We start from the raw sequence: 23652 nt of genomic DNA, 5'->3' as shown, positions 1-23652 counted from the left end.
ACGACATGATCCTTTTTCCCGCGATCGACCTGAAAGGCGGCCAATGCGTCCGCCTGAAGCTCGGCGACATGCAGCAGGCGACGGTCTACAACACCGACCCGGCCGCCCAGGCGAGATCCTTCGAAGATCAGGGTTTCGAATGGCTGCATGTGGTCGATCTCGACGGCGCCTTTGCGGGACATTCGGCCAATGGCGATGCCGTCGAAGCGATCTTGAAGGCAACGGACAATCCGGTGCAGCTCGGTGGCGGCATTCGCACGCTCGATCATATCGAGGCCTGGCTGTCGCGCGGGCTGCGGCGCGTCATCCTCGGCACCGTCGCGGTCAGAAATCCGGCGCTGGTCATCGAGGCCTGCCGGAAATTTCCTGGTCATGTCGCCGTCGGCATCGATGCCAAGGGCGGCAAGGTGGCCGTCGAGGGTTGGGCGGAGGCCTCCGAACTCGGTATCATTGAACTCGCCAGGAAATTCGAGGGCGCCGGCGTCGCCGCGATCATCTACACCGATATCGACCGTGACGGCATCCTGGCCGGCATCAACTGGACGTCGACGCTGGAACTTGCCGACGCGGTTTCCATTCCCGTCATCGCCTCGGGCGGCCTTGCCTCTCTCGACGATATCCGCCGCATGCTGGAGCCCGTTGCCCGGAAGCTGGAAGGGGCGATTTCAGGCCGTGCGCTTTATGACGGCCGTATCGATCCCAAGGAAGCGCTGGCGCTGATCAAGGCGGCCCGGACCAAGGAGACCGCATAAATGACCCTCAAGGCCCGTGTCATTCCCTGCCTCGATGTCAAGGACGGCCGTGTCGTCAAGGGCGTCAACTTTCTCAATCTCGTCGATGCCGGCGATCCCGTCGAAGCCGCGAAGGCTTATGACGCGGCTGGCGCCGACGAACTCTGCTTCCTCGACATCACCGCTTCCTCGGACAATCGCGAGACGATCTTCGATGTCGTGTCGCGCACGGCAGACCAATGCTTCATGCCGCTGACGGTCGGCGGCGGGGTGCGCGCCATCGCCGATATCCGCAAGCTGTTGCTGTGCGGTGCCGACAAGGTCTCGATCAATTCGGCGGCGGTCAGCAATCCCGACTTTGTCACTGAGGCAGCCGACAAGTTCGGCGACCAGTGCATCGTTGTTTCGATCGATGCCAAACGCCGGCGCACGCAGGCAGTGGGCGGCGACAATCTCAGCGCCTGGGAGATCTATACCCATGGCGGCCGCAACGCGACCGGCATCGATGCCGTCGAATTCGCCCAGAAAATGGTGGCGCGCGGCGCCGGCGAGCTCTTGGTCACCTCGATGGACCGCGATGGCACCAAGGTCGGCTACGATCTGGAGCTGACGCGGGCGATCGCCGATGCGGTGCGTGTGCCGGTCATCGCGTCCGGCGGCGTCGGCGATCTCGACGATCTCGTCGCCGGGGTGAAGGAGGGGCATGCCAATGCCGTCCTCGCCGCATCGATCTTCCACTTCGGAACCTATTCCGTCGGCGAGGCGAAGCACTATATGTCGAAGTGCGGCATCAACATGCGTCTCGACTGAACCTTGAAAGCAGACCTATGAGCGGATTTTCCCTTTCCGATCTCGAGAGCATCGTCGAAGAACGATCGAAAGCCTCGCCGGAGCAATCCTGGACAGCCAAGCTCGTGGCTGCCGGCCAGCCGAAAGCGGCAAAGAAGCTCGGCGAAGAGGCGATCGAAGCCGTGATGGCGGCGGTGATCGGCGACCGCGACAACCTGACCTACGAGGCCGCCGATGTGCTCTATCACCTATTGGTCGTATTGAAGATTGCTGAAATACCGTTAGAGAATGTCATGGCCGAGCTCGAGCGCAGAACCGCGCAGTCCGGCCTCAAGGAAAAGGCCAGCCGGCAGAGTTCATGAGTATCGCGACTGAGATTATCGGGGTGCCGGAAACATTGGATCACTTCCAGTCGGAATCCTATTCGCCCTACCACTTCTTCTCTTCCGAACAATGGGCGAAATTCCGCGCCGATACGCCGTTGACGCTGACGAGCGACGAGGTCAAACGGCTGCGTTCGATGGGCGATCCGATTGATCTCGACGAGGTCCGGCGCATCTATCTTTCGCTGTCGCGGCTGCTCTCGGCACATGTCGAATCCTCGCAGATGCTGTTTGAACAGCGCAACCGCTTCCTCAGCCTGTCTGATGTGACGAAGACACCCTTCGTCATCGGCATCGCCGGCTCGGTCGCTGTGGGCAAATCGACCACCGCCCGTATCCTCAAGGAGCTCTTGGGGCGCTGGCCTTCCAGCCCGAAGGTCGATCTCGTCACCACCGACGGTTTCCTCCACCCCAACGCCGTGCTGCAGCGGGAAAAGCTGATGCAGCGCAAGGGTTTTCCGGAAAGCTACGACACGGCTGCGATCCTGCGTTTCCTCTCGGCGATCAAGGCCGGGCGGCCGGATGTGAAGGCGCCCAGCTATTCTCACCTCGTCTACGACGTGCTGCCGGACGAATACAAGATCGTCGACCGGCCCGACATCCTGATCTTCGAAGGCATCAACGTGCTGCAGTCGCGCGACTTGCCGGCCGGCGGCAGGATCGTGCCGATGGTCTCCGACTTCTTCGACTTCTCGATCTATATCGATGCCGCCGAAGACGAGATCCATAACTGGTATGTCACGCGCTTCATGCGGCTGCGCGAGACCGCCTTCCGCGATCCGAATTCCTATTTCCATCGCTATGCCTCGATCAGCGACGCGGAAGCGCTTGATATCGCCGAGGATCTTTGGGCAAACATCAACCTGAAGAACTTGCGCCAGAACATTCTGCCGACGCGTCCGCGCGCCGATCTCATCCTGAAAAAGGGCAAGGATCACCTGATCGAACAGGTTGCGCTGCGAAAACTATAGCAGGCTCTAGAGCCTTTCCTGGTTAGATTGAAGCATTCTGTTGGCTCAAACGGAGTCGGATGGTCGACCGGCCGGCGCGTGTCGTAGCCCGGCTCTACGGCCAAGCCGGCCGATCGATCAGCCGGCCCGTTTCAGCCAACCCGAAGGGCCGGGCATCTTTACGCCAGGACAAAGGCGATCGGCTCGGACGTACCAAGGGGTATGCCCCGTCGCCGATCGCCTTTGCCCTGACGAAAACCTGCTCCGGCAGAATGCTTCAATCTAACCCGGAAAGGCTCTAGGGATTGACGCGGCGGAGCGTCAGATTGATGCGGCCGCCATTTTTCAGCAGCGTCGAAGTCGCCGGATGGATACGGTCGACGCCGTGGAAACACAGCCTCCCCTCGCCGCCCAGCACGACCAGGTCACCGCTCGAAAGCTTGAAAGATAGCGTGCGATCATTGCGGCTGACACCGCCGACGCGAAAGAGGCAGCTGTTGCCCAGCGAGATCGAGACGACCGGGGCTTTGAGATCCTGTTCGTCCTTGTCCTGATGCAAGCCCATGCGCGCTTCGTCGGAGTAGAAATTGACGAGGCAGGCTTCCGGCGGCTTGTCATAACCCGAAACGTCATTCCAGATATCGAGCAATTGCTGCGGCATATCAGGCCAGGGTCTGCCGGTTGCCGGGGGTGTCGGCTGGTAGCGATAGCCGCGCTCTTTGTCCGTCACCCAGCCGAGCGGCCCGCAATTGGTCATGCGCACGGACATCGGCTTACCGGTGCCGGGCATGGCGGGCACATAAAGCGGCGCTTCGGCGACGACGGTACGGATCACCTCGACCAATGCTTCCTGACGCGCTCGGTCGAGGTAACCGGGGAGATGGCGGATGCCGCTCAAGAGCTCCTGCATATCACTCACCGCTGCCGCCGCCGGGGCGGCCGCGCATTTTCTTGACTTCCGAGCGACCGGACTTTTCCTTCAGGCGGCGTTCGACCGAACCCTTGGTCGGCCTGGTCTTCTTGCGTGGCGGCGGCGGCGGCTTGGCGGCCTCGAGGATCAATTCCTTCAGCCGGTCGCGCGCATCCTCGCGGTTGCGGTCCTGGCTGCGAAACCGGCTCGCCTCGATCATCAGCACGCCATCCTTCGACAACCGCCGACCGGCGAGCTTGATCGCATTGGTTTTGACACGATCATTGAGGGACGGCGAATTCGCGATGTTGAAGAACAGCTGGACAGCGGTCGAGACCTTGTTGACATTCTGCCCGCCGGGACCGCCCGCCAGAACGAACTGTTCCGTCAGTTCCCATCCGGCGATGGTGATCCTGTCATCGATATAGAGTGCGTCGCTGGCCATGCGGCGTTCTATCTCACATCGGGGGCGAATTGAAAATATCGGCTGTGACATGGAAAACCCGGCGATCTTGCGATGCCGGGTTTCACGTGAGTCAGAGGTTTGATCTACTTATTCGGCAGCGAGCTTTATGCCGGGGGCCGCATCACGGACGCCGCCGTCGACGTGGTCCTCGAACTTGGCGAAGTTCGCAATGAACATCGAGACCAGCTTTTCGGCCTGCGCGTCGTAGGCTGCCTTGTCGGCCCAGGTCGAGCGCGGATCGAGAATGCTGCCGTCGACGCCGTCGACGGAGACCGGCACGGCGAAGCCGAAGTTCGTGTCAGCACGGAATTCCGCCTGTCCAAGTTCACCGCTAAGGGCAGCAGCGAGAAGCGCACGCGTCGCCTTGATCGGCATGCGCTTGCCGGTGCCATAGGCGCCGCCGGTCCAGCCGGTATTGACAAGCCAGCATTGGACGTCATGACGACCAATCAGCTCCTTGAGCAGATTGCCATATTCGGCCGGGTGCCGCGGCATGAAAGGAGCGCCGAAGCAGGTGGAGAAGGTCGCTTCCGGCTCGACGACACCCTTTTCGGTGCCAGCCACCTTGGCGGTGTAGCCGGAGAGGAAGTGATACATCGCCTGATCCGGCGTCAATCGGGCGATCGGCGGCATGACGCCAAACGCATCGGCAGTCAGCATGATGATCGTTTTCGGATGCCCGGCGCGGCCTGTTTCCGAAGCGTTCGGGATGAAATCCATCGGATAGGCGCAACGGGTGTTCTCGGTCAGCGACCCGTCGTCGAAATCCGGCTCGCGGCTTTCGTTCAGCACGACGTTTTCCAGCACGGTGCCGAAACGCTGTGTCGTCGCATAGATTTCCGGCTCGGCTTCGGCCGAGAGGCGGATGGTCTTGGCGTAGCAGCCGCCTTCGAAGTTGAAGATGCCGTTTTCGCTCCAGCCGTGTTCGTCATCGCCGATCAGCGTCCGGGCCGGATCGGCCGAAAGCGTCGTCTTGCCGGTGCCGGAAAGGCCGAAGAAGACCGCCACGTCACCGTCCGGGCCGACATTGGCCGAGCAGTGCATCGGCATCACGCCCTTGGCCGGCAGCAGGTAGTTGAGCACGGTGAAGACCGATTTCTTCATTTCGCCGGCATAGGAGGTGCCGCCGATGAGGACGAGACCGTTGGTGAGATCGCAGGCGATCACCGTTTCCGAACGGCAGCCGTGGCGGGCCGGATCGGCCTTGAAGCTCGGCAGATCGATGATCGTCAGCTTCGGCACGAAGCTGGACAGCGCTGCGGTATCAGGGCGGATCAGCAGATTGCGGATGAACAGCGAATGCCAGGCGAATTCGGTCACGACGCGGGTCGGCAAGGCATGGCCTTCCTCGGCGCCGCCGACGAGATCCTGGACAAAAAGCTCCTTGCCCGCGGCATGCGCCAGCATATCGTCGCGCAGCACGGCGAAATGCTCCGGCGAGATCGGCTTGTTGTTGTCCCACCAGATTTCGCCATCGGTATTGATATCGCGAACGACGAACTTGTCGCGCGGCGAACGGCCAGTGTGCTGGCCGGTGAGAGCCCGCAGTGCGCCCTGAGCGGTCAGTTCGGCTTCGCCCCGGCGGATCGCTTCTTCATAGAGCGCGGCGGCGGAAAAGTTGTAGCGAACGCTGGATGCGCCGCCCAATCCAACCGTTGCCAGCTCTATTGCCGGGTTATGAACTCCGAACATTTCCATGGCTAGTTCCCTTCACTCAGGCTCGTTGCCGTTAAAACTAATCGCGAAAATACGGGCAGAAATTTTAAAACACAAGATGGAAAATCTGAGAAAATGCAGTGATATCAAACAATTAATCGATTTAAATTTATCGTTCCAATTTTAAATCGTTTGAATAGGTCGCGTTTAGACCATCGGAAGCACCACCTAAGATTGCCAGCGAATTTTACGGCAATCCTCCCCTTTATCTTTGCCACAATTTGTTCCACCTTTATCCTCCATAAGCGCATCCGGTCACTGAGACCGCCTGGGGAGAGCAAATCCGGGAGATTGCGCACTGATGACGGAGACCAACACCATGCCGACAATCGCGCTCGTTGATGACGACCGCAACATCCTCACCTCGGTGTCGATCGCACTGGAGGCTGAAGGATATAAGGTCGAGACGTATACGGACGGTGCTTCGGCGCTCGACGGCCTGCTGGCGCGACCGCCGCAGCTGGCGATCTTCGACATCAAGATGCCGCGCATGGACGGCATGGAACTGCTGCGCCGCCTGCGGCAGAAGTCGGACATTCCCGTCATCTTCCTCACCTCCAAGGATGAGGAGATCGATGAACTCTTCGGCCTGAAGATGGGCGCCGACGATTTCATCACCAAACCGTTTTCGCAGCGTCTGCTGGTGGAGCGCGTGCGCGCCGTCCTGCGCCGCGCGTCAAGCCGCGAAGCCGCTGCTGCCGGCACCAGCCCCACCGGCGCCCCGAAGACCGGCGCGGTCCAGCAGGCCCGCTCGCTGGAGCGCGGGCAGCTGGTCATGGACCAGGAACGCCACACCTGCACCTGGAAGGGTGAGGCAGTGACGCTGACGGTGACCGAATTCCTGATCCTGCATTCGCTGGCGCAGCGCCCCGGCGTCGTCAAAAGCCGCGACGCGCTGATGGACGCAGCCTATGACGAACAGGTCTATGTCGACGACCGGACCATCGACAGCCACATCAAGCGGCTGCGCAAGAAATTCAAGATGGTCGACAACGACTTTGATATGATTGAAACACTCTACGGAGTGGGATACCGCTTCCGCGAAGCAGCCTGAGCCCCGAGCGGCGCAGCGCGCTCCTGCATAATTTCCTAAATCGGCATCGATTTAAGGATTAAATTATGCAGCAGTTCAAAATGTCACAGCGTCCTTTGCGCGTCTGAAAAGACGCGCGGCGCTGTCGGAAATGTTGAGGGCTGCGGGCCGGTCCATCCGGCCCCGCCCTTCGAAAGGGCCTGTCATTGGCACAGTTGGTGCAGGAAAGGGATCTGGACGATGCGGAGGGCGTGAGCACCCGTCGCGTCCGAGGCCGCCGTTGGTCGCATCCCTTCACCCTGATCCGCCGGATCTTCGGCAATGCCGTCTTTTCGAGCCTGACACGGCGCATCCTGTTCTTCAATCTCGTTGCGCTGGTGGTGCTCGTCGGCGGCATCCTCTACCTTAACCAGTTCCGCGAGGGATTGATCGACGCCCGCGCCGAAAGCCTGTTGACGCAGGGTGAAATCATCGCCGGCGCCGTTTCGGCCTCCGCGTCGGTCGATACGAACTCGATTACCATCGATCCGCAGAAGCTGCTCGAGCTGCAGGCCGGCCAGAGCATCACCCCGGTGCCGAACGATGAGGACCTTGAATTCCCGATCGATCCCGAAAAGGTCGCGCCGGTCCTGCGCCGGCTGATCTCTCCGACGCGCACGCGCGCCCGTATCTTCGATGCCGATGCCAACCTGCTGCTCGATTCGCGCCATCTCTATTCGCGCGGCCAGGTGCTGCGCTTCGACCTGCCGCCGGTGGAGGAAGAGAAACAGACCTGGAGCGAGTGGTTCGCCACCCTGTTCAACAAGGCGCTGCAGCCCGGCAATCTGCCGCTCTATAAGGAAGCGCCGGGTGGCGACGGCTCGATCTATCCCGAAGTGATGAACGCGCTCACCGGCGTGCGCGGCGCGGTCGTGCGCACCACCGAAAAAGGTGAACTCATCGTTTCCGTCGCCGTGCCGATCCAGCGCTTCCGCGCCGTGCTCGGCGTTTTGCTACTATCGACGCAGGCGGGCGACATCGACAATATCGTCCATGCCGAACGGCTTGCCATCATGCGCGTCTTCGGCGTGGCGACACTCGTCAACGTGCTGCTTTCACTGGTGCTGTCATCGACCATCGCCAATCCGCTGCGCCGTCTTTCGGCAGCGGCCATCCGCGTCCGCCGCGGCGCCAAGACGCGCGAAGAGATCCCCGACTTCTCTGCCCGCCAGGATGAAATCGGCAACCTTTCCATCGCATTGCGCGAGATGACGACGGCGCTCTACGACCGCATCGATTCGATCGAGAGTTTCGCGGCCGATGTCAGCCACGAGCTGAAGAACCCGCTCACCTCGCTGCGCAGCGCCGTCGAAACGCTGCCGCTTGCCAAATCCGACGATTCCAAGAAGCGGCTGATGGACGTCATCCAGCACGATGTCCGCCGCCTCGACCGGCTGATCAGCGATATCTCCGACGCCTCCCGTCTCGACGCCGAACTCGCACGCGTCGATGCCGGCTCCGTCGACATGGAGGTGCTGCTGCGCGACCTCATCGAGGTTTCGCGCCAGGTCAGGAGCACCAAGAAGCAGGTGGAAATCGAATATGCGATCGAACGCAAGCCGAACGTCAAGACGCGCTTCGTCATCAACGGCCACGATCTACGCATCGGCCAGATCATCGCCAACCTGATCGAGAATGCCCGCTCTTTCGTGCCGGAAAAGGGCGGCAAGATTATCGTGCGGCTGGTGCGGACGCGTTCGCGCTGCGTCACCACGATCGAAGACAACGGCCCCGGCATCCAGGCGGAAAATATCGACCGCATCTTCGAGCGCTTCTATACGGACCGACCGGAGGCGGAAGGCTTCGGCCAAAATTCGGGGCTCGGCCTTTCGATCAGCCGGCAGATCGCCGAAGCGCATGGCGGGTCGCTGAGAGCCGAAAACATCACCAATGCCGAGAGCGGGCATGTGCTCGGCGCGCGCTTCATCCTCTCTTTGCCAGTCGGCGCCGCAGCATGACCGCGGCAGCCTTCAACATCCATGCGACGGCGATCGTCGTCGGCAAGACGGGACTGTTGTTCAGCGGCCCCTCCGGCTGGGGAAAATCGATGCTGGCCTTCACCTGCATGACCGAGGCGCGCCACCTCGGACTGTTCACGGCGCTGGTCGCCGACGACCAAGTTCTTCTCTCAGCGGAGGCCGGCGCGGTGATCGCCACGTGCCCGCCGTCGATCACCGGGCTGATCGAGCTTCGCGGCACCGGCATCGTTCATCAGGACCATATCCCCAAGGCGACCATGCATTATGCCGTGCTTCCAGGCAGCGCTACCGGTGAAAACCGGGTGCCTCCCGAGGGCGAAATGGTGAGCCTTGCCGCCGATTTTTCGCTTCCCGCATTGCGGTTGCTCACAGGCGTCTGCTCACCCCTTGCGATCCTGATGGCAAAAGTGCCGGATATCGGTCGCTGAGGCCTTCCGGATTGGTCAATCTGCCTTATATATTCGCATTTTTATCTTGCACTTCGGCTTTTCATAGCCAAGATGTGCCCCCACCGGTGGACGTAATTGCTGCATTGCGATATTGGGTCCACCGTTTGCGTCTATGGGAGCAGTAATATCATGATCGGACTTGTGCTTGTCACGCATGGCAAGCTGGCTGAAGAGTTTCGTCATGCTGTCGAGCACGTCGTCGGTCCTCAGAAATTCATCGAGACGGTCTGTATCGGCCCCGAAGACGACATGGACCAGAGACGGCAGGACATTCTGGAAGCGGTTTCCGGTGCCGATGACGGCCATGGCGTCGTCATCCTGACCGACATGTTCGGTGGCACGCCGTCCAATCTCGCCATATCAGTCATGAGCAGCGGCCATACCGAAGTCATTGCCGGCGTCAACCTGCCGATGTTGATCAAACTTGCCGGGGTGCGCGGCGAGAACAACATGGAGAAGGCGCTGGTGGAGGCCTCCGAAGCTGGGCGGAAATATATCAATGTCGCGAGCCGTGTGCTCAGCGGAAAATAACGGGCCTTCATGACATCGCTCTCCCGGGAACTCCTTATCATCAACAAGCGCGGTCTCCACGCGCGCGCTTCCGCCAAATTCGTGCAGATGGTCGAGACCTTCGATGCCGCCATCACCGTTTCCAAGGATGGAATGACGGTCGGCGGAACCTCCATCATGGGCTTGATGATGCTTGCGGCAAGCCCCGGCTCGAGCGTCGTCGTCTCGGCGAGCGGCAGCCAGGCCGAGGAAGCGCTGGAGGCCCTGGACCGGCTGATCCAGAATAGGTTTGGCGAAGAGATGTGAGCTCCGATCGAGCTCATATAAACATATAAAGACTTCTTTATATCCTTATTGCCATCACCGGGGAAGCCTGCTAAACGGCCAACATGCCGTGCGCTTGCACGCGGTTTATTTTCGCGCCTGCGCCAATTTTGAGACGTTTTCAGCCTGGAGGCCTCTATGAGCACTGAAAAAGATTATGTCGTCGCCGATATCGGGCTTGCGGATTTCGGCCGCAAGGAAATTACGATCGCCGAAACCGAAATGCCGGGCCTGATGTCCTGCCGCACCGAATTCGGCCAGACAAAGCCGTTGAAGGGCGCGCGCATCACCGGCTCGCTGCACATGACCATCCAGACGGCCGTGCTCATCGAAACGCTGGTCGCGCTCGGTGCCGAAGTCCGCTGGGCCTCGTGCAACATCTTCTCGACGCAGGATCATGCCGCTGCCGCGATCGCCGCTTCCGGTGTGCCTGTCTTCGCCATCAAGGGCGAATCGCTCGAGGATTATTGGGTCTACACCGACAAGATCTTCCAGTGGGCCGATGGCGGCCTTTCCAACATGATCCTCGATGACGGCGGCGACGCCACCATGTACATCCTGCTCGGCGCCCGCGCCGAAGCCGGCGAGGACGTGCTGTCTCATCCGCATTCCGAAGAAGAGGAAATCCTCTTCGCACAGATCAAGAAGCGCCTTGCCGCTTCGCCTGGCTGGTTCACCAAGCAGCGCGACGCGATCAAGGGCGTCACCGAGGAAACGACGACTGGCGTCAACCGCCTTTACCAGCTCAGCCAGAAGGGCCTGCTGCCCTTCCCGGCGATCAACGTCAACGACTCGGTGACCAAGTCGAAGTTCGACAACAAGTACGGCTGCAAGGAATCGCTGGTCGACGGCATTCGCCGCGGCACCGACGTCATGATGGCCGGCAAGGTTGCCGTCGTCTGCGGATACGGCGACGTCGGCAAGGGTTCTGCCGCTTCGCTCTCCGGCGCCGGCGCCCGCGTCAAGGTGACCGAAGCCGATCCGATCTGCGCATTGCAGGCTGCGATGGACGGTTATGAAGTCGTTCTGCTCGAGGACGTCGTTTCCTCGGCCGATATCTTCATCACCACCACCGGCAACAAGGACGTCATCCGCATCGACCATATGCGGGCGATGAAGGATATGGCGATTGTCGGCAATATCGGTCACTTCGACAACGAAATCGAAGTCGCCGCACTGCGCAATCTCAAGTGGACCAACGTCAAGCCGCAGGTCGACCTGATCGAATTCCCCAAGGGCAACCGCATCATCCTCCTTTCCGAAGGCCGTCTGCTCAACCTCGGCAACGCCACCGGCCATCCATCCTTCGTGATGTCGGCTTCGTTCACCAACCAGACGCTGGCGCAGATCGAACTCTTCACCAAGCCCGACCAGTATTCCAACCAGGTCTATATCCTGCCGAAGCATCTCGATGAAAAGGTCGCACGCCTGCATCTCGACAAGCTCGGCGTGAAGCTGACTGAGCTTTCTGCGGAACAGGCTGCCTATATCGGCGTCTCGCCGAAGGGCCCGTTCAAGTCCGACCACTACAGATATTGATCTGATCATTAATATCCACAAGATGTAGAAGCCGCGGCATTGACAAATGCCGCGGCTTATTTTTTGGACGCTCCCTTCCCGCCGATTCCCTTCCGAAGTATTGTTTTAAGACTTGATTCGTGGCGCCGGACCCTGTCCGGCCGCTGCGAAAATGGGATGTCTTGTCGTAATGCGGCACATTGAAGGACGGAGACATACCGCGGATGTCGGAAATAAAAAGCAGCCTGCCCGGTCAGGCGGATGATGGCGCACGCGCCCATCGCCGTCCGCTGATGGCAGGTCAAGGATATAAATCTGCAACGGCACACGAGGCCGCAAAGCAAGAACACGGACCATTGGCGCGCTTCCTGAAAAGCTGCGCGGCCGGCACGGCGCTCGCCGCGCTGGCGCGGCCGGCCCTGGCACAGGCGGAGCAGCAGGCAGCGGCCACGGCTCACCTCTTCACGTCCTCGCAAGTGATCGGTGTTTCCGTCGTCATCGGCGTCATATCGGCAGCACTGCTGTCGACGCTGTGGCTCGTGCGTCAGCGCGGCAACCTGGAAAACGAGAGCCGGGAAATCCGCTCGGCGCTCTCCGATGCCCAGCAGCGCATTTCGCAATACCAGGCTCTGATCGCCGACAAGAACCGGCGGATCGTCATCTGGGACGGCAATGCGCGCCCCGAGCTGCTCGGCCAGCTTCCGCCCGAGACCGGCGCGCCGCAGGACGGCGAATTCCTGGCCTTCGGCCTGTGGCTGAAATCACGTTCGGCTTCCGAGCTGGAAAAGGCGATCGACCGGCTGCGCGACGAGGCACAGAGCTTCGACATGGTGGTCGAAACCATCCGCGACGAAATCCTCGAGGCGCAGGGCCGGGTTTCCGGCGGGCGTGCCTTCGTGCGTTTCGTGGCGCTCAACAATCTGCGCGCCGAGCTCGCAGAACTCAGGATCGAGCGCGACCGGCTGATGACCTCGATCTCTGCCTTCCAGACCATGCTCGACGCGATCGATATGCCGGCCTGGCAGCGCGATCCGGTGGGCCGCCTCACCTGGGTCAACCAGGCTTATGGCGAGGCGGTGGAAGCGCGGTCGCCGCAGCAGGCGATCAATGAAGGCCGCGAGATGCTGACGACCGTGGCGCGCGAACGCATTCGCGCCACGACGACGCCGGAGTCGCCCTTCCACGACAAGATCTCGACGGTCGTGCACGGAAACCGCACATTCTTCGACGTCGTCGACGTCAGGGTTCCCGGCGGCTCGGCCGGCATCGCGATCGATGTGTCCGACATAGAGGCCGTGCGCGCCGAGCTGGAACGGACGCTGAAGAGCCATGCCGAAACGCTCGACCATCTCGCCACGCCCGTTGCCATCTTCGACGGCGAGCGCCGGCTGCAATTCTACAACCAGGCCTTCGTCGCGCTCTGGGAGCTGGATATCGCCTTCCTCGAGGGCCGGCCTGACAATAGTGAGCTGCTCGAGCGGCTGCGGGCGGCCAAGAAACTACCGGACCAGCTCAATTGGAAAAGCTGGAAGGAAGCCGCACTTTCCGTCTATCGCGCGCTCGACACGCAAACCGATCTCTGGCATCTGCCGAACGGGCAAACGTTGCGCGTCTTTGCGACCGCCCATCCGCAGGGCGGCGCCACCTGGGTGTTCGAAAACCTGACCGAACAGGTCGATCTTGAAACGCGCTACAACACGCTGGTCAAGGTGCAGGGCGAAACGATCGACCATCTTTCCGAAGGTGTGGCGGTGTTCGGTCCTGATGGACGCATCCGCCTTTCGAACCCGGCCTTCCGCGCGCTCTGGGGGATCACCGAAACCGAAGCCAAGCCCGGCACCCATATTCGTGCGCTGGGCGAGGCCTGCGCCCCGTCCTATGACCAGCCGGACGGCTGGAAGACCTTCGCCGAGCTGATCACCAGCTTCGACGACGAACGCCGCTCGGGCCAGGGAACGCTGGAACTCTTCTCCGGCCTGGTGCTCGACTACGCCGTCATCCCGCTGCCGAACGCGCAGACCATGCTGACCTTCGTCAACATGACGGACAGCGTGCGTGCCGAGCGCGCGCTGACCGAGAAAAACGAAGCGTTGCGCAAGGCCGACGAGCTGAAGAACGACTTCGTCCAGCACGTTTCCTATGAACTGCGTTCGCCACTGACCAACATCATCGGCTTCACCGATCTCCTGCGCACCCCGGGCGTCGGGCCGCTTACCGAACGGCAGGCCGAATATATCGACCACATTTCGACCTCGTCCTCGGTTCTGTTGACGCTCGTCAACGATATTCTCGACCTTGCGACCGTCGACGCCGGCATCATGCGCCTCAATTATGCGGATATCGATCTCAACGACCTGCTCGACGACGTCTCGATGCAGATCGCAGATCGCCTGCACGAAAGCGGTGTCGCGCTTGAAATCACCGCACCCGCCTATCTCGGCTCGATCGTGGCCGATCCGCAGCGGCTGAAGCAGATCCTTCTGAAGCTTCTGTCCAATGCGGCGAATTTCTCGCCCGAAGGTACCTCGATCTCGCTGGAATGCCATCGCGAAGGAACGGATTTCGTCTTCGCCGTCAGCGATCGCGGCCCCGGCATCTCACCTGACATGATCGCGACCGTCTTCGACCGGTTTGCCACGGGGGCGAAAAGCGGCAAACGCGGCGGCGCCGGCCTCGGCCTCTCGATCGTCGACAGCTTCGTCAGTCTGCATCATGGCGATGTGACGATCGACAGCGAGCCGGGCAAGGGCACGACCGTCGTCTGCCGTATCCCCTCGGTCGATGTCCCGCATTCCGCCGCCGCCGAATGACGACCAGCGATGCGATCTCGCTTTTCCTGAAAGACGAGGCGGCTACCATCCGCCTCGGTGAAGACCTGGCGCTGGCGCTGAAGGCCGGCGATTGCCTTGCCCTTTCAGGCGATCTCGGCGCCGGGAAATCCTCGCTCGCCCGGGCGATCCTGCGCGCCATGGCCGATGACGAGGGGCTCGAGGTCCCGAGCCCGACCTTCACGCTGGTGCAATCCTACGATCTGCGCATCGCCGTTTCGCATTTCGATCTCTACCGGCTCGGCGATCCTGCCGAACTGACGGAGCTTGGCTTCGACGAGGCCCTGCAGAACGGTATCTGCCTCGTCGAATGGCCTGAGATGGCGGAGAGCGAACTGCCCGCGGAGCGCATCACCCTGACGCTGGCGCATGAAGGCAGCGGCCGCCGGGCAACGATCGAAGCCGCTGGCGCGCAAAATACACGCATCCGCCGCGTCCTGGCGATCCGCGAGTTCCTTGATACCGCCGGTTACCCCACTGCGAAACGCCGATTTCTGACCGGTGATGCCTCGCTGCGCGCCTATGAGGCGATCTATCCGAAGGCCGGGAACCAGCGCATCATCCTGATGGACTGGCCGCCGCTTGCTGAAGGCCCGCCGGTTCTCGACGGCAAACCCTATCCCAAAGTCGCGCATCTTGCCGAAAACGCTTATCCGTTCGTTGCGATCGCCGATACGCTGCGCAAGGACGGTTTTGCGGCGCCCGAAGTCTACAAGGTGGATTATGATCAAGGTATCCTGCTGATCGAGGATCTCGGCAGCGACGGCGTGCTGGATGCCCACGGACAGCCGGTTATAGAACGCTATCGCGAAAGCGTTGCCTGCCTGGCCAGACTGCACGCCCTGAAATTTCCGCAGGACATCTCCGTTGGAAAGGGCCATGTCCACCATATTCCTGATTTCGGCCGCACGGCGATGAAGATGGAGGTGCGGCTGGTGCTCGACTGGCACCTGCCCTGGAAGCGCCAGGGTGCACCTGCAACGGACGCCGAACGCGCGGATTATCTAGCGATCTGGGATGCGCTCATCGACGAGCTCGCAACGGCCGAGAAGAACCTACTGCTGCGCGACTTCCACTCGCCAAATATCATCTGGAGACCGCATGCGAAGGGCGTCGAACGGATCGGCCTCATCGATTTCCAGGACGCGATGATCGGCCCGACGGCTTATGACCTCGCCTCGATCGTCCAGGATGCGCGCGTAACGATCGAGCCGGACCTCTTCCGGCAGCTGATGGATGATTATCTGGGGCTTCGCCGCGCGCAGGGCGGTTTCGACGAAGCCGGATTTATGAAGGCCTGGGCGATCATGTCGGCGCAGCGCAACTGCAAGCTTGCGGGTCTTTGGGTGCGCTTGTTGCAGCGCGACGGCAAGCCGGGCTATCTGAAACACATGCCGCGCACGCTCGCCTATCTGAACGTCGCGCTCGAGCATGAAACGCTTGCCCCCTTGCGCGATTGGTGCGCAAGGGCTGGAATAGGCCAGAGCGAATCATAAGTTCCGGATCAGAATGACCATCAGACAAGCCATGGTACTGGCCGCGGGTCTCGGAACCCGCATGCGCCCGATCACCGATACGATCCCGAAGCCGCTGGTGAAGATCGACGGCAAGCCGATGATCGACTACACGCTGGATTGCCTGGTCGCGGCCGGCATCGAACGCGCCGTCGTCAACGTTCACCACCACGCCGACCAGATGCTCGACCATCTCGGGAATTATCACGGCCTCGACATCGTCATATCGGACGAGCGGGACGCACTGATGAATTCCGGCGGCGGCCTGGCGAAGGGGCTGAGGCTGCTTAGCCGCGACAATATCTTCGTCATGAACGCCGATCTTTTCTGGATCGGCGAACAGCAGGGGAGGCCGACGAACCTAGAACGCTTAGCCGGATTCTTTGACGCCGAACGCATGGATATGGCGCTGCTTTGCGTTGGGATCGAGGATACGACGGGTCACAACGGCAAGAACGACTTCAGTCTCGCGGTCGATGGCCGGCTGACGCGTTATCGCGATGATCCCTCCAATCCCGTCGTCTATGCCGGGGCGATCGTCATGAACCCGTCGCTGCTCGACGATGCACCGAAGGATGCCTTCAACCTCAATATCTATTTCGACAAGGCGATCGCGCGCGGACGGCTTTTCGGCATGGTGCTCGAAGGCCATTGGCTAACGGTCGGCACGCCCGACGCGATCGGCGAGGCGGAGGAAACGATCCGGCGACTGCGGACGTTTGCGTAAGCCATGGCGGAGCGGCACCAGCCACGCATCGTGACGATCCCCGCAGGCCTCTCCTTCCTGAAAACGCTGGCGACGACACTTTGCGACGGCCGATTGACGCCGATTTTCCGGCACGACGCCGATGATCCGCTATCGCTTGCCAAAGTCACGATCTACCTGCCGACCCGGCGCGCCGTGCGTGTGCTGCGTTCCGAATTCGTCGACCTGCTCGGCGGCCGCTCGGCGATCCTCCCCATGATCCGCCCGCTCGGCGAAACCGATGACGATAGCGGCTATTTCGACGAGGCGCTGCCGGCAACGATCGATCTCGCCCAGCCACTGTCGAATACCGCCCGTCTGCTGGAGCTTGCGCGCCTGATCCTCGCCTGGCGAAACAAGCTGCCGGAGATCGTCCGCCACATCCACTCGGACTCGCCGCTCGTCGCGCCGGCAAGCCCGGCGGATGCGATCTGGCTCGCCCGCAATCTTGCGGAATTGATCGATTCCATCGAGACCGAGGATCTTGACTGGTCGGAGCTGTCGAAACTCGATACCGGCGATTATGCCGCCTGGTGGCAGTTGACGGCGGAGTTCCTGCAGATCGCCAGCGCCTTCTGGCCCGAGCGGCTGGCCGAACTCGGCAAATCCTCGCCGGCGCGGCACAGAAACGCCATTCTCCGGGCCGAAGCAAGCCGGCTTTCGGCGACGAAACCCGCCGGGCCGATCATCATCGCCGGTTCGACGGGTTCCGTTCCCGCCACCGCCGATCTCATTGCCGCCGTCGCCCATCTGCCGGAAGGCGTGATCGTGCTTCCAGGTCTCGATCTCTCCATGCCCGAAAGGCACTGGCAGATGGTCGCGCCGGAACCGGCGCCCGGCCAACATGCCAATCCGGCAAGCCGGAGCCATCCGCAGTATGGTCTGTCTTCGCTGCTCAAGCGGCTGAAGCTGACGCGGGCCGACCTCACGCTCCTCGACAGACCGGAGGCCGATCTTGAGCGGCGTGCCGAAATCCTGTCGCAGGCCCTTGCTCCGGCGGAGGCGACCAGTGACTGGGGAGCTTGGAAAAACGACCTGCCGGCAGGCGCGCTGTCTTCGGCCTTCTCTGATGTCTCGCTGATTGAAGCCGCCAATGAGCGCGAGGAAGCAACCGCGATTGCCATCGCGCTCCGGCTGGCGCTGGAAAGACCGGGACAGGACAGCGAGAGCCGGGCAGCACTCATAACCCCGGATCGCAATCTTGCGCGGCGGGTGATGGCCGAGCTTTCCCGCTTCGGCATCCTCGCCGACGATTCGGCCGGTACGCCGCTGTCGGCCATGCCGCAGGGCACCTTGCTGCAATTGCTGCTGGAGGCAGCGCTGCGGCCGGGCGATCCGGTGGCGATCATCTCGCTGCTCAAACATCCGCTTGCCCGCTTCGGCCTGGAACGCGGCGCATTGATTTCCGCTACCGAGGCGCTCGAGCTGCTGGCACTGCGCGGTGGCGTGGCAGAGGTGGATATCAGCACGCTGGAACCGCTGCTCGCTCACCAACTTGCCGAACAGGCCCTGGACAGGCACGCGCCGCAATGGCGAAAAGCGCTTTCGCCCGAGGCCGCCGACGCCGCATACGACCTTGCCCGGCGGGTGACACAAGCGACCGAGCCTCTGGCTTCGGCGCTGATGCGGGAGCGGCCGGAAGATCGTGGAAGAACAGCGCGCTTCACATTGTCGGAATGGGCGAAGCGCACCGGCCGTTCGCTTGAAGCGGTCGCGGTTGATCCGCACGGCAATCTCGCCGATCTCTGGTCGAACGAAGCGGGAGACGCCCTCGCCGCCCTGCTTGGTGAAGTGATCGACACGGACGGCCAGATGGAGGCCGACGGACCGCAATGGATCGACATCATGGCAGCCCTTGCCGCCGGTCATGCGGTGAAGCCACGGGCGCTCAGCCATCCGAGGCTCTTCATCTTCGGCACGCTGGAAGCCCGCCTGCAGAGCGTCGATACGTTGATCCTCGGCGGCCTGAACGAAGGCACGTGGCCGGGACAGACCGCCAATAATCCCTTCATTCCGCGCATGATGAAGACGGAGATCGGCCTCGAGCCGCCGGAGCGGCGCATCGGCCAGCTGGCGCATGATTTCGAGATGGCAAACGGTACGCGCCATCTGATCTATTCGCGCGCGCTGCGCCAGGGCTCAACGCCAACCGTCACCTCGCGTTGGCTGCAGCGGCTGCTGGCGCTCGGCGGAGAGGCGTTCGAAGCGGAATTGAAGGGACGCGGTAACCGGTTCCTCCAATGGGCCGCTCTCATCGATCGAGGAGATGCTCAGGCGCCGGCGCAGCGCCCCTCGCCGAAACCGCCGCTGGCGCTGCAGCCGAAATCCTATTCCTTCAGTGAAGTCGGCCGGCTGCGCCGAGATCCCTATGCCATCTATGCCCGCCGTGTGTTGCGGCTCGACCCGGTCGACCCGTTCAATCGCGATCCAGGGGCGGCCGAACGCGGAACGCTCTACCACAAGATCATCGACCGTTTCATCCGCGAAGCCCATATCGCCGGCACGCCGGATGCGGCAGCGGCGATGGAGCACGTCCTTTCCGAGCTTTTCGACATGGAAAAGCTGCCGCCGCATATCGATGCCGTGTGGCGGCCGCGCTTTCGCGCGGTGGCCCGCGCCTTCCTCGAATGGGAGGCTGGACGCCGGCATGGCATCCTGAAAACGCTGACGGAGGTGCGGGGCGGCATGGAGCTGGAGCCGATCAATATCCGGCTCACCGGCGTCGCAGACCGGATCGACGTCACGGGGCCACACTCGGCCGATATCATCGACTACAAGACCGGCTTCAATCCCTCGCCGGCGCAGGCACGCGTGCTTCTCGATCCACAGCTTGCGCTTGAAGCGGCGGCCTTGAGCGCCGGTGCTTTTCGCGATGCCGGCAGCCTCGTGCCGCAGGACCTTCTCTATGTGCGTCTGCGTCCGGGAAGCCGCTTTCAGGTCGATACCGTCAACAATGAGAGTTCTGCCCGCAGCGACAAGGCGAAATCGGCGATGGATCTCGCCGCCGAATCGATCGACCAGCTGGTCAAATTCGTGGGGTTGCTGCAATCCAGCGAAAGAGGCTTTACCTCGCGGCTGATCCCGGCCCAGCAATTCGATTTCGGCGGCGACTACGATCATCTCGCCCGCGTTTCCGAATGGTCGACGGCCGAAACCGAAGAGGGCGGCGGCGATGAGTGATGTGACCGCCATTCCCAACGACGACGATCCGGGCGCCTGGATCGGCTGGACGACGATCCAGCAGGCGATTGCCTCCGATCCGCTGCGTTCGGCATGGGTCTCGGCCAATGCCGGTTCCGGCAAGACGCATGTGCTGACACAGCGCGTCATCCGGCTGCTGCTATCAGGGGCGCGGCCTTCCGCCATTTTATGCCTGACCTACACCAAGGCCGCAGCGTCGGAAATGTCGAACCGCGTCTTCGAACGGCTGGCGGAATGGGTGGTGCTTGACGATGAAGACCTCGGACGGCGGATCACACAGATCGAAGGCATGGCTCCTGACGGACTGAAGCTTGCCGAGGCCCGCCGCCTGTTTGCCAAGGCGCTGGAGACACCCGGCGGACTGAAGATCCAGACGATCCATGCCTTTTGCGAGGCACTGCTGCATCAGTTCCCGTTGGAGGCCAACGTTGCCGGGCATTTCTCGGTTCTCGACGATCGCGCGGCGGTGGCGCTGCTTTCCGATGCGCGCCGGGCGCTGCTGACGGCAACGGCGCCTGACGAAGACAGCGCCCTTTCCGAGGCATTCGCCTACGTGCTCAATCTCGGCGATGAATCCGGACTGGAGAACCTGCTCGGCGACATCGTCGCCAACCGCAATGCCATTCGTCGTTTCACCGCGACGGCGGAACAGCAGGGCGGCGTCGAAGTGGTTCTGCGCAAAAGGCTCGGCCTTGCCGCCGGCGACACGGAAGACCGGATCGCGGCGCAATATTGGCCATTGCCCGCGCTTTCGGGCGGCACGCTGGAGCTTTATCTCTCGCTCGCCGACCAGAAGGGCGGTGCGAAGGCGCAAGAGGTTGCCTATGGCCTCAGGCTCACCGGGCGGGAGCGCGACGACGCAAGGCGCGCTGAGATCCTCGAAAAAATCTTTCTGACCGTGAAGGGCGAGCCCAAGGCGGACTCGCAATTCTTCGTCAAGGCCATGCTTGCCGAGGCACCGCAACTGGCGGAGGCTATCGCCATCGCCCGCGCGCATGTCGCAGCAAGCCGCGACCGGCTGAAGCTGATGCGGATGTACGGCGCCACGCATGCGGCGCTCGTGCTCGCCGATCGGCTGAATCACGACTATGAGGAGTTGAAGAAGCAGCGCAGCCAGCTCGATTTCGAGGACCTGATCACCCGCACCGCCGACCTCCTGACGAAAAGTGGCGTCGGCCCCTGGATCCACTACAAGCTCGATCGCGGCATCGATCATATCCTCGTCGACGAGGCCCAGGATACCAGCCCGATCCAGTGGAGCGTCATCCAGTCGCTCGCCGAAGATTTCTTCTCCGGCGAAAGCGCCCGGCCGATCGTGCGCACGCTATTTGCCGTCGGCGACGAAAAGCAGTCGATCTATTCCTTCCAGGGGGCGAGACCCGAGCGTTTTTCCGAGGAGAGCGACCGGACGCGGCGGCGCGTTTCCGACAGCGGGCAGAGTTTTTCCTCCGTGCGGCTGCCGCTGTCGTTCCGCTCGACCGCCGACGTGCTTGAGGCCGTCGACCACATTTTCAAGGCACCCGAGAACGCGCGCGGCCTCAGCGCGCTCGGCGAACCGGTCGTGCATCGCTCCAGCCGCATCGGCCATCCCGGCGCCGTCGACCTCTGGGAGATGGTCGCGCCGGAAGCGGTGATGAAGGAGGAGGACTGGACGGCGCCCTTCGACGCGACGCCGGAAAGCGCGCCGGCCGCGATCCTCGCACGGCGGATCGCCCATTCGATCGGCAGTCTCGTCGGCCGCGAAACGATCGTCGACAAAGGCAAGGAGCGCCCGATCGAGGCTGGCGACATCCTGGTGCTGGTGCGTAAGCGCGACGCCTTCGTCAATGCATTGACGCGCGCGTTGAAGCGGCGCGGCGATATTCCCGTCGCCGGTGCGGACAGGCTCGTGCTGACCAGCCATATCGCCGTGCAAGATCTGCTGGCGCTCGGCCGTTTCCTGCTTCTGCCGGAAGACGATCTTTCGCTCGCCGCCGTGCTCAAGAGCCCGCTTTTCGACCTTTCGGAGGACGACATCTTTGCGGTCGCCGCGTTGCGTGGCGACAATCAGAGCGTCTGGAGCCATCTCAAAAGCTTCGCCGCCGACGGCACCGAGCGTTTCCGCGCCGCCGTCGAGAGGCTGGAGCTGTTTCTCCGGCAGTCCAGGAGCCTTTCGGTTCACGATTTCTATGCGCGCGTGCTGGGCAGCTACGGCGGGCGGCGGCAATTCCTTGCCCGTCTCGGCACCGAGGTCAGCGATATCCTCGACGAATTCCTGACCTTCACGCTCGACCACGAGACCTCCGGCCTTCCCGGGCTGCAATCCTTCATCTCGACGCTGGAACTCGAAGCACCGGTGATGAAGCGCGAGCAGGACAAGGGGCGCAACGAGGTGCGGATCATGACGGTGCATGCCTCCAAGGGTCTTGAAGCACCGATCGTTTTCCTCGTCGACGGCGGTTCGAAGGCCTTCACCCATACCCATCTGCCGAAGCTTCGTCTGATCGAGACCGGCCCCGACGAACCGCCGATGCCCGTCTGGGTTCCTGTCTCCGATCTCGCCAATTCGCTGACCCAGGATGATGCCGCGCGTATCCAGATGCTGGCCGAAGAAGAATATCGTCGGTTGCTCTATGTCGCCATGACGCGTGCCGCCGACCGGCTGGTCGTCTGCGGCTATCGTGGCGTGCGTGTGAACAACGACACCTGGCACATGATGATTTCGACGGCACTGCGCGACGACCATCCGCATGTGGAGGCGACCACATTCTCCGGTCCCGATGGCGAATGGCCGGGCATCAAATGGCGCGTGCCGCGGGTGGAACGAAGCTTCGAGCGTATCGGCCGCAGCGAAGAGCGCGGCAGCGAGGAGACCTTGCCGGACGGCCTGTTGCGGCCGTTGCCGCCGCAGGCTGAGCTGCCCCGGCCGCTCAGTCCTTCCGGCGCCGGGACGATTATCGATGAAGACGCGGGTAACCTGCTGGTCGTTTCGCCGCTGTTCGGCGAGAAGGAGCGAAGCGATCGTTCACTGGAGAAAGGCAGGCTGATCCATCGCATGCTGCAGGCGCTTCCCGAAATTCCACTTGCGGAGCGACCTGATGCGGCCAGCCGTTATGCTGAACGGGCAGCTCGATTCTGGCCGGAAGCCGAACGGCGCAAGCTTGTCGATTCGGTTCTGAAACTATTGGACGAGGAAGGTCTGCAGGCCGTCCTCGGTGCGCAGGCCCAGCCAGAAGTTTCGATCATGGGAACATTGACGCTCGAAGATCGGCGCTATGCCGTCTCCGGCCGCATCGACCGTCTTGCCGTCCTTGCCGATCGCGTCGTCATTCTCGACTACAAGACCAATCGGGTGCCGCCGGCAACAGAGGAGGCTATCCCCTTCGCGCACCGGGCGCAGCTGGCGATCTATCGCGAGATCCTGACGCCACTCTATGCTGATAGGCGTATCGATTGCATGCTTGTCTATACCGAGAACGCCTCACTCTTCACGCTGAGCGAAAAAGCGCTCGGTTTGGCGCTTGCAGCGGTCAAGACAAAGTGAAATACCGGACATTGAAAATTCGGCACCGCACCATCACATGTGGT

The 23652-nt window shown here is 62.1% G+C and carries 18 protein-coding genes; 15 read left to right on the top strand and 3 right to left on the bottom strand.

The window, feature by feature from the left end; all coding sequences use genetic code 11:
- Nucleotides 1-5: 5 nt before the first annotated feature.
- Genes hisA through coaA form a run of 4 tightly spaced genes read left to right on the top strand, consistent with a single transcriptional unit; the run spans nucleotide 6 to nucleotide 2874 of the window.
- Nucleotides 6-752: a 1-(5-phosphoribosyl)-5-[(5-phosphoribosylamino)methylideneamino]imidazole-4-carboxamide isomerase gene (gene hisA / locus AC244Q_RS22345; RefSeq protein ID WP_128405978.1), complete on the top strand. Its 747-nt coding sequence runs from the start codon at nucleotides 6-8 to the stop codon at nucleotides 750-752.
- The gene (gene hisF, locus AC244Q_RS22340) at nucleotides 753-1541 is read left to right on the top strand and encodes an imidazole glycerol phosphate synthase subunit HisF (protein WP_128405979.1); all 789 of its coding nucleotides are present in this window, start codon (nucleotides 753-755) and stop codon (nucleotides 1539-1541) included. It abuts the gene before it with no gap.
- Between the two features lie 17 nt (nucleotides 1542-1558).
- A complete protein-coding gene (locus AC244Q_RS22335; protein ID WP_113548345.1) occupies nucleotides 1559-1882 on the top strand; it encodes a phosphoribosyl-ATP diphosphatase in 324 nt (107 codons plus the stop codon).
- Nucleotides 1879-2874 (top strand): type I pantothenate kinase, encoded by a 996-nt coding sequence (gene coaA / locus AC244Q_RS22330; RefSeq protein WP_012759574.1) that lies wholly within the window; start codon nucleotides 1879-1881, stop codon nucleotides 2872-2874. Before AC244Q_RS22335 ends, coaA begins: the two co-directional genes overlap by 4 nt.
- Nucleotides 2875-3151: 277 nt before the next feature.
- On the opposite strand, the gene AC244Q_RS22325 is transcribed toward coaA, so the two are convergent.
- From AC244Q_RS22325 to AC244Q_RS22315, 3 genes are all read right to left on the bottom strand, one after another.
- Nucleotides 3152-3763 carry an alpha-ketoglutarate-dependent dioxygenase AlkB gene (locus AC244Q_RS22325; protein WP_128405984.1) on the bottom strand — a complete coding sequence of 204 codons (612 nt, stop codon included), beginning with the start codon at nucleotides 3761-3763 and terminating at the stop codon, nucleotides 3152-3154.
- A 1-nt stretch (nucleotide 3764) separates the two neighbouring features.
- Nucleotides 3765-4208, bottom strand: a complete 444-nt coding sequence (gene arfB / locus AC244Q_RS22320; RefSeq protein ID WP_011649864.1) for an alternative ribosome rescue aminoacyl-tRNA hydrolase ArfB — start codon at nucleotides 4206-4208, stop codon at nucleotides 3765-3767.
- A gap of 108 nt (nucleotides 4209-4316) precedes the next feature.
- A complete protein-coding gene (locus tag AC244Q_RS22315) occupies nucleotides 4317-5927 on the bottom strand; it encodes a phosphoenolpyruvate carboxykinase (protein ID WP_012759572.1) in 1611 nt (536 codons plus the stop codon).
- Between the two features lie 337 nt (nucleotides 5928-6264).
- Between AC244Q_RS22315 and AC244Q_RS22310 the strand changes: the two genes are divergently transcribed.
- The 11 genes from AC244Q_RS22310 (at nucleotide 6265) to addA (ending at nucleotide 23608) form a co-directional block, all read left to right on the top strand.
- Nucleotides 6265-6999: a response regulator transcription factor gene (locus AC244Q_RS22310; protein ID WP_197725694.1), complete on the top strand. Its 735-nt coding sequence runs from the start codon at nucleotides 6265-6267 to the stop codon at nucleotides 6997-6999.
- A gap of 185 nt (nucleotides 7000-7184) precedes the next feature.
- Nucleotides 7185-8975 carry a sensor histidine kinase gene (locus AC244Q_RS22305; protein WP_113546661.1) on the top strand — a complete coding sequence of 597 codons (1791 nt, stop codon included), beginning with the start codon at nucleotides 7185-7187 and terminating at the stop codon, nucleotides 8973-8975.
- Nucleotides 8972-9424 (top strand): HPr kinase/phosphorylase, encoded by a 453-nt coding sequence (locus AC244Q_RS22300; protein WP_113546662.1) that lies wholly within the window; start codon nucleotides 8972-8974, stop codon nucleotides 9422-9424. The genes AC244Q_RS22305 and AC244Q_RS22300 overlap by 4 nt, the downstream gene beginning before the upstream one ends.
- A 150-nt stretch (nucleotides 9425-9574) precedes the next feature.
- Complete coding sequence (locus AC244Q_RS22295; protein WP_003544139.1) at nucleotides 9575-9976, top strand: PTS sugar transporter subunit IIA; 402 nt, start codon at nucleotides 9575-9577, stop codon at nucleotides 9974-9976.
- A gap of 9 nt (nucleotides 9977-9985) precedes the next feature.
- The gene (locus AC244Q_RS22290) at nucleotides 9986-10261 is read left to right on the top strand and encodes an HPr family phosphocarrier protein (protein ID WP_113546663.1); all 276 of its coding nucleotides are present in this window, start codon (nucleotides 9986-9988) and stop codon (nucleotides 10259-10261) included.
- A gap of 156 nt (nucleotides 10262-10417) precedes the next feature.
- The gene (gene ahcY / locus AC244Q_RS22285; protein WP_003544127.1) at nucleotides 10418-11818 is read left to right on the top strand and encodes an adenosylhomocysteinase; all 1401 of its coding nucleotides are present in this window, start codon (nucleotides 10418-10420) and stop codon (nucleotides 11816-11818) included.
- A 203-nt stretch (nucleotides 11819-12021) separates the two neighbouring features.
- Entirely contained in the window at nucleotides 12022-14607 is a 2586-nt protein-coding gene (locus AC244Q_RS22280) for a sensor histidine kinase (RefSeq protein WP_128405981.1), read from the top strand.
- The gene (locus AC244Q_RS22275) at nucleotides 14604-16121 is read left to right on the top strand and encodes a bifunctional tRNA (adenosine(37)-N6)-threonylcarbamoyltransferase complex ATPase subunit type 1 TsaE/phosphotransferase (RefSeq protein ID WP_017995604.1); all 1518 of its coding nucleotides are present in this window, start codon (nucleotides 14604-14606) and stop codon (nucleotides 16119-16121) included. The genes AC244Q_RS22280 and AC244Q_RS22275 overlap by 4 nt, the downstream gene beginning before the upstream one ends.
- Before the next feature lie 13 nt (nucleotides 16122-16134).
- A complete protein-coding gene (locus tag AC244Q_RS22270) occupies nucleotides 16135-16866 on the top strand; it encodes a nucleotidyltransferase family protein (RefSeq protein ID WP_012759565.1) in 732 nt (243 codons plus the stop codon).
- Nucleotides 16867-16869: 3 nt separating this feature from the next.
- On the top strand, nucleotides 16870-20064 hold the full coding sequence (gene addB / locus AC244Q_RS22265) for a double-strand break repair protein AddB (protein WP_128405982.1): 3195 nt from the start codon (nucleotides 16870-16872) through the stop codon (nucleotides 20062-20064).
- Nucleotides 20057-23608: a double-strand break repair helicase AddA gene (addA, locus tag AC244Q_RS22260; protein ID WP_113546666.1), complete on the top strand. Its 3552-nt coding sequence runs from the start codon at nucleotides 20057-20059 to the stop codon at nucleotides 23606-23608. Before addB ends, addA begins: the two co-directional genes overlap by 8 nt.
- The last annotated feature ends 44 nt before the right edge of the window (nucleotides 23609-23652 follow it).

This window comes from Rhizobium sp. CB2179 (assembly GCF_057653455.1).
This window is presented reverse-complemented; position numbering and strand designations above follow the sequence as displayed.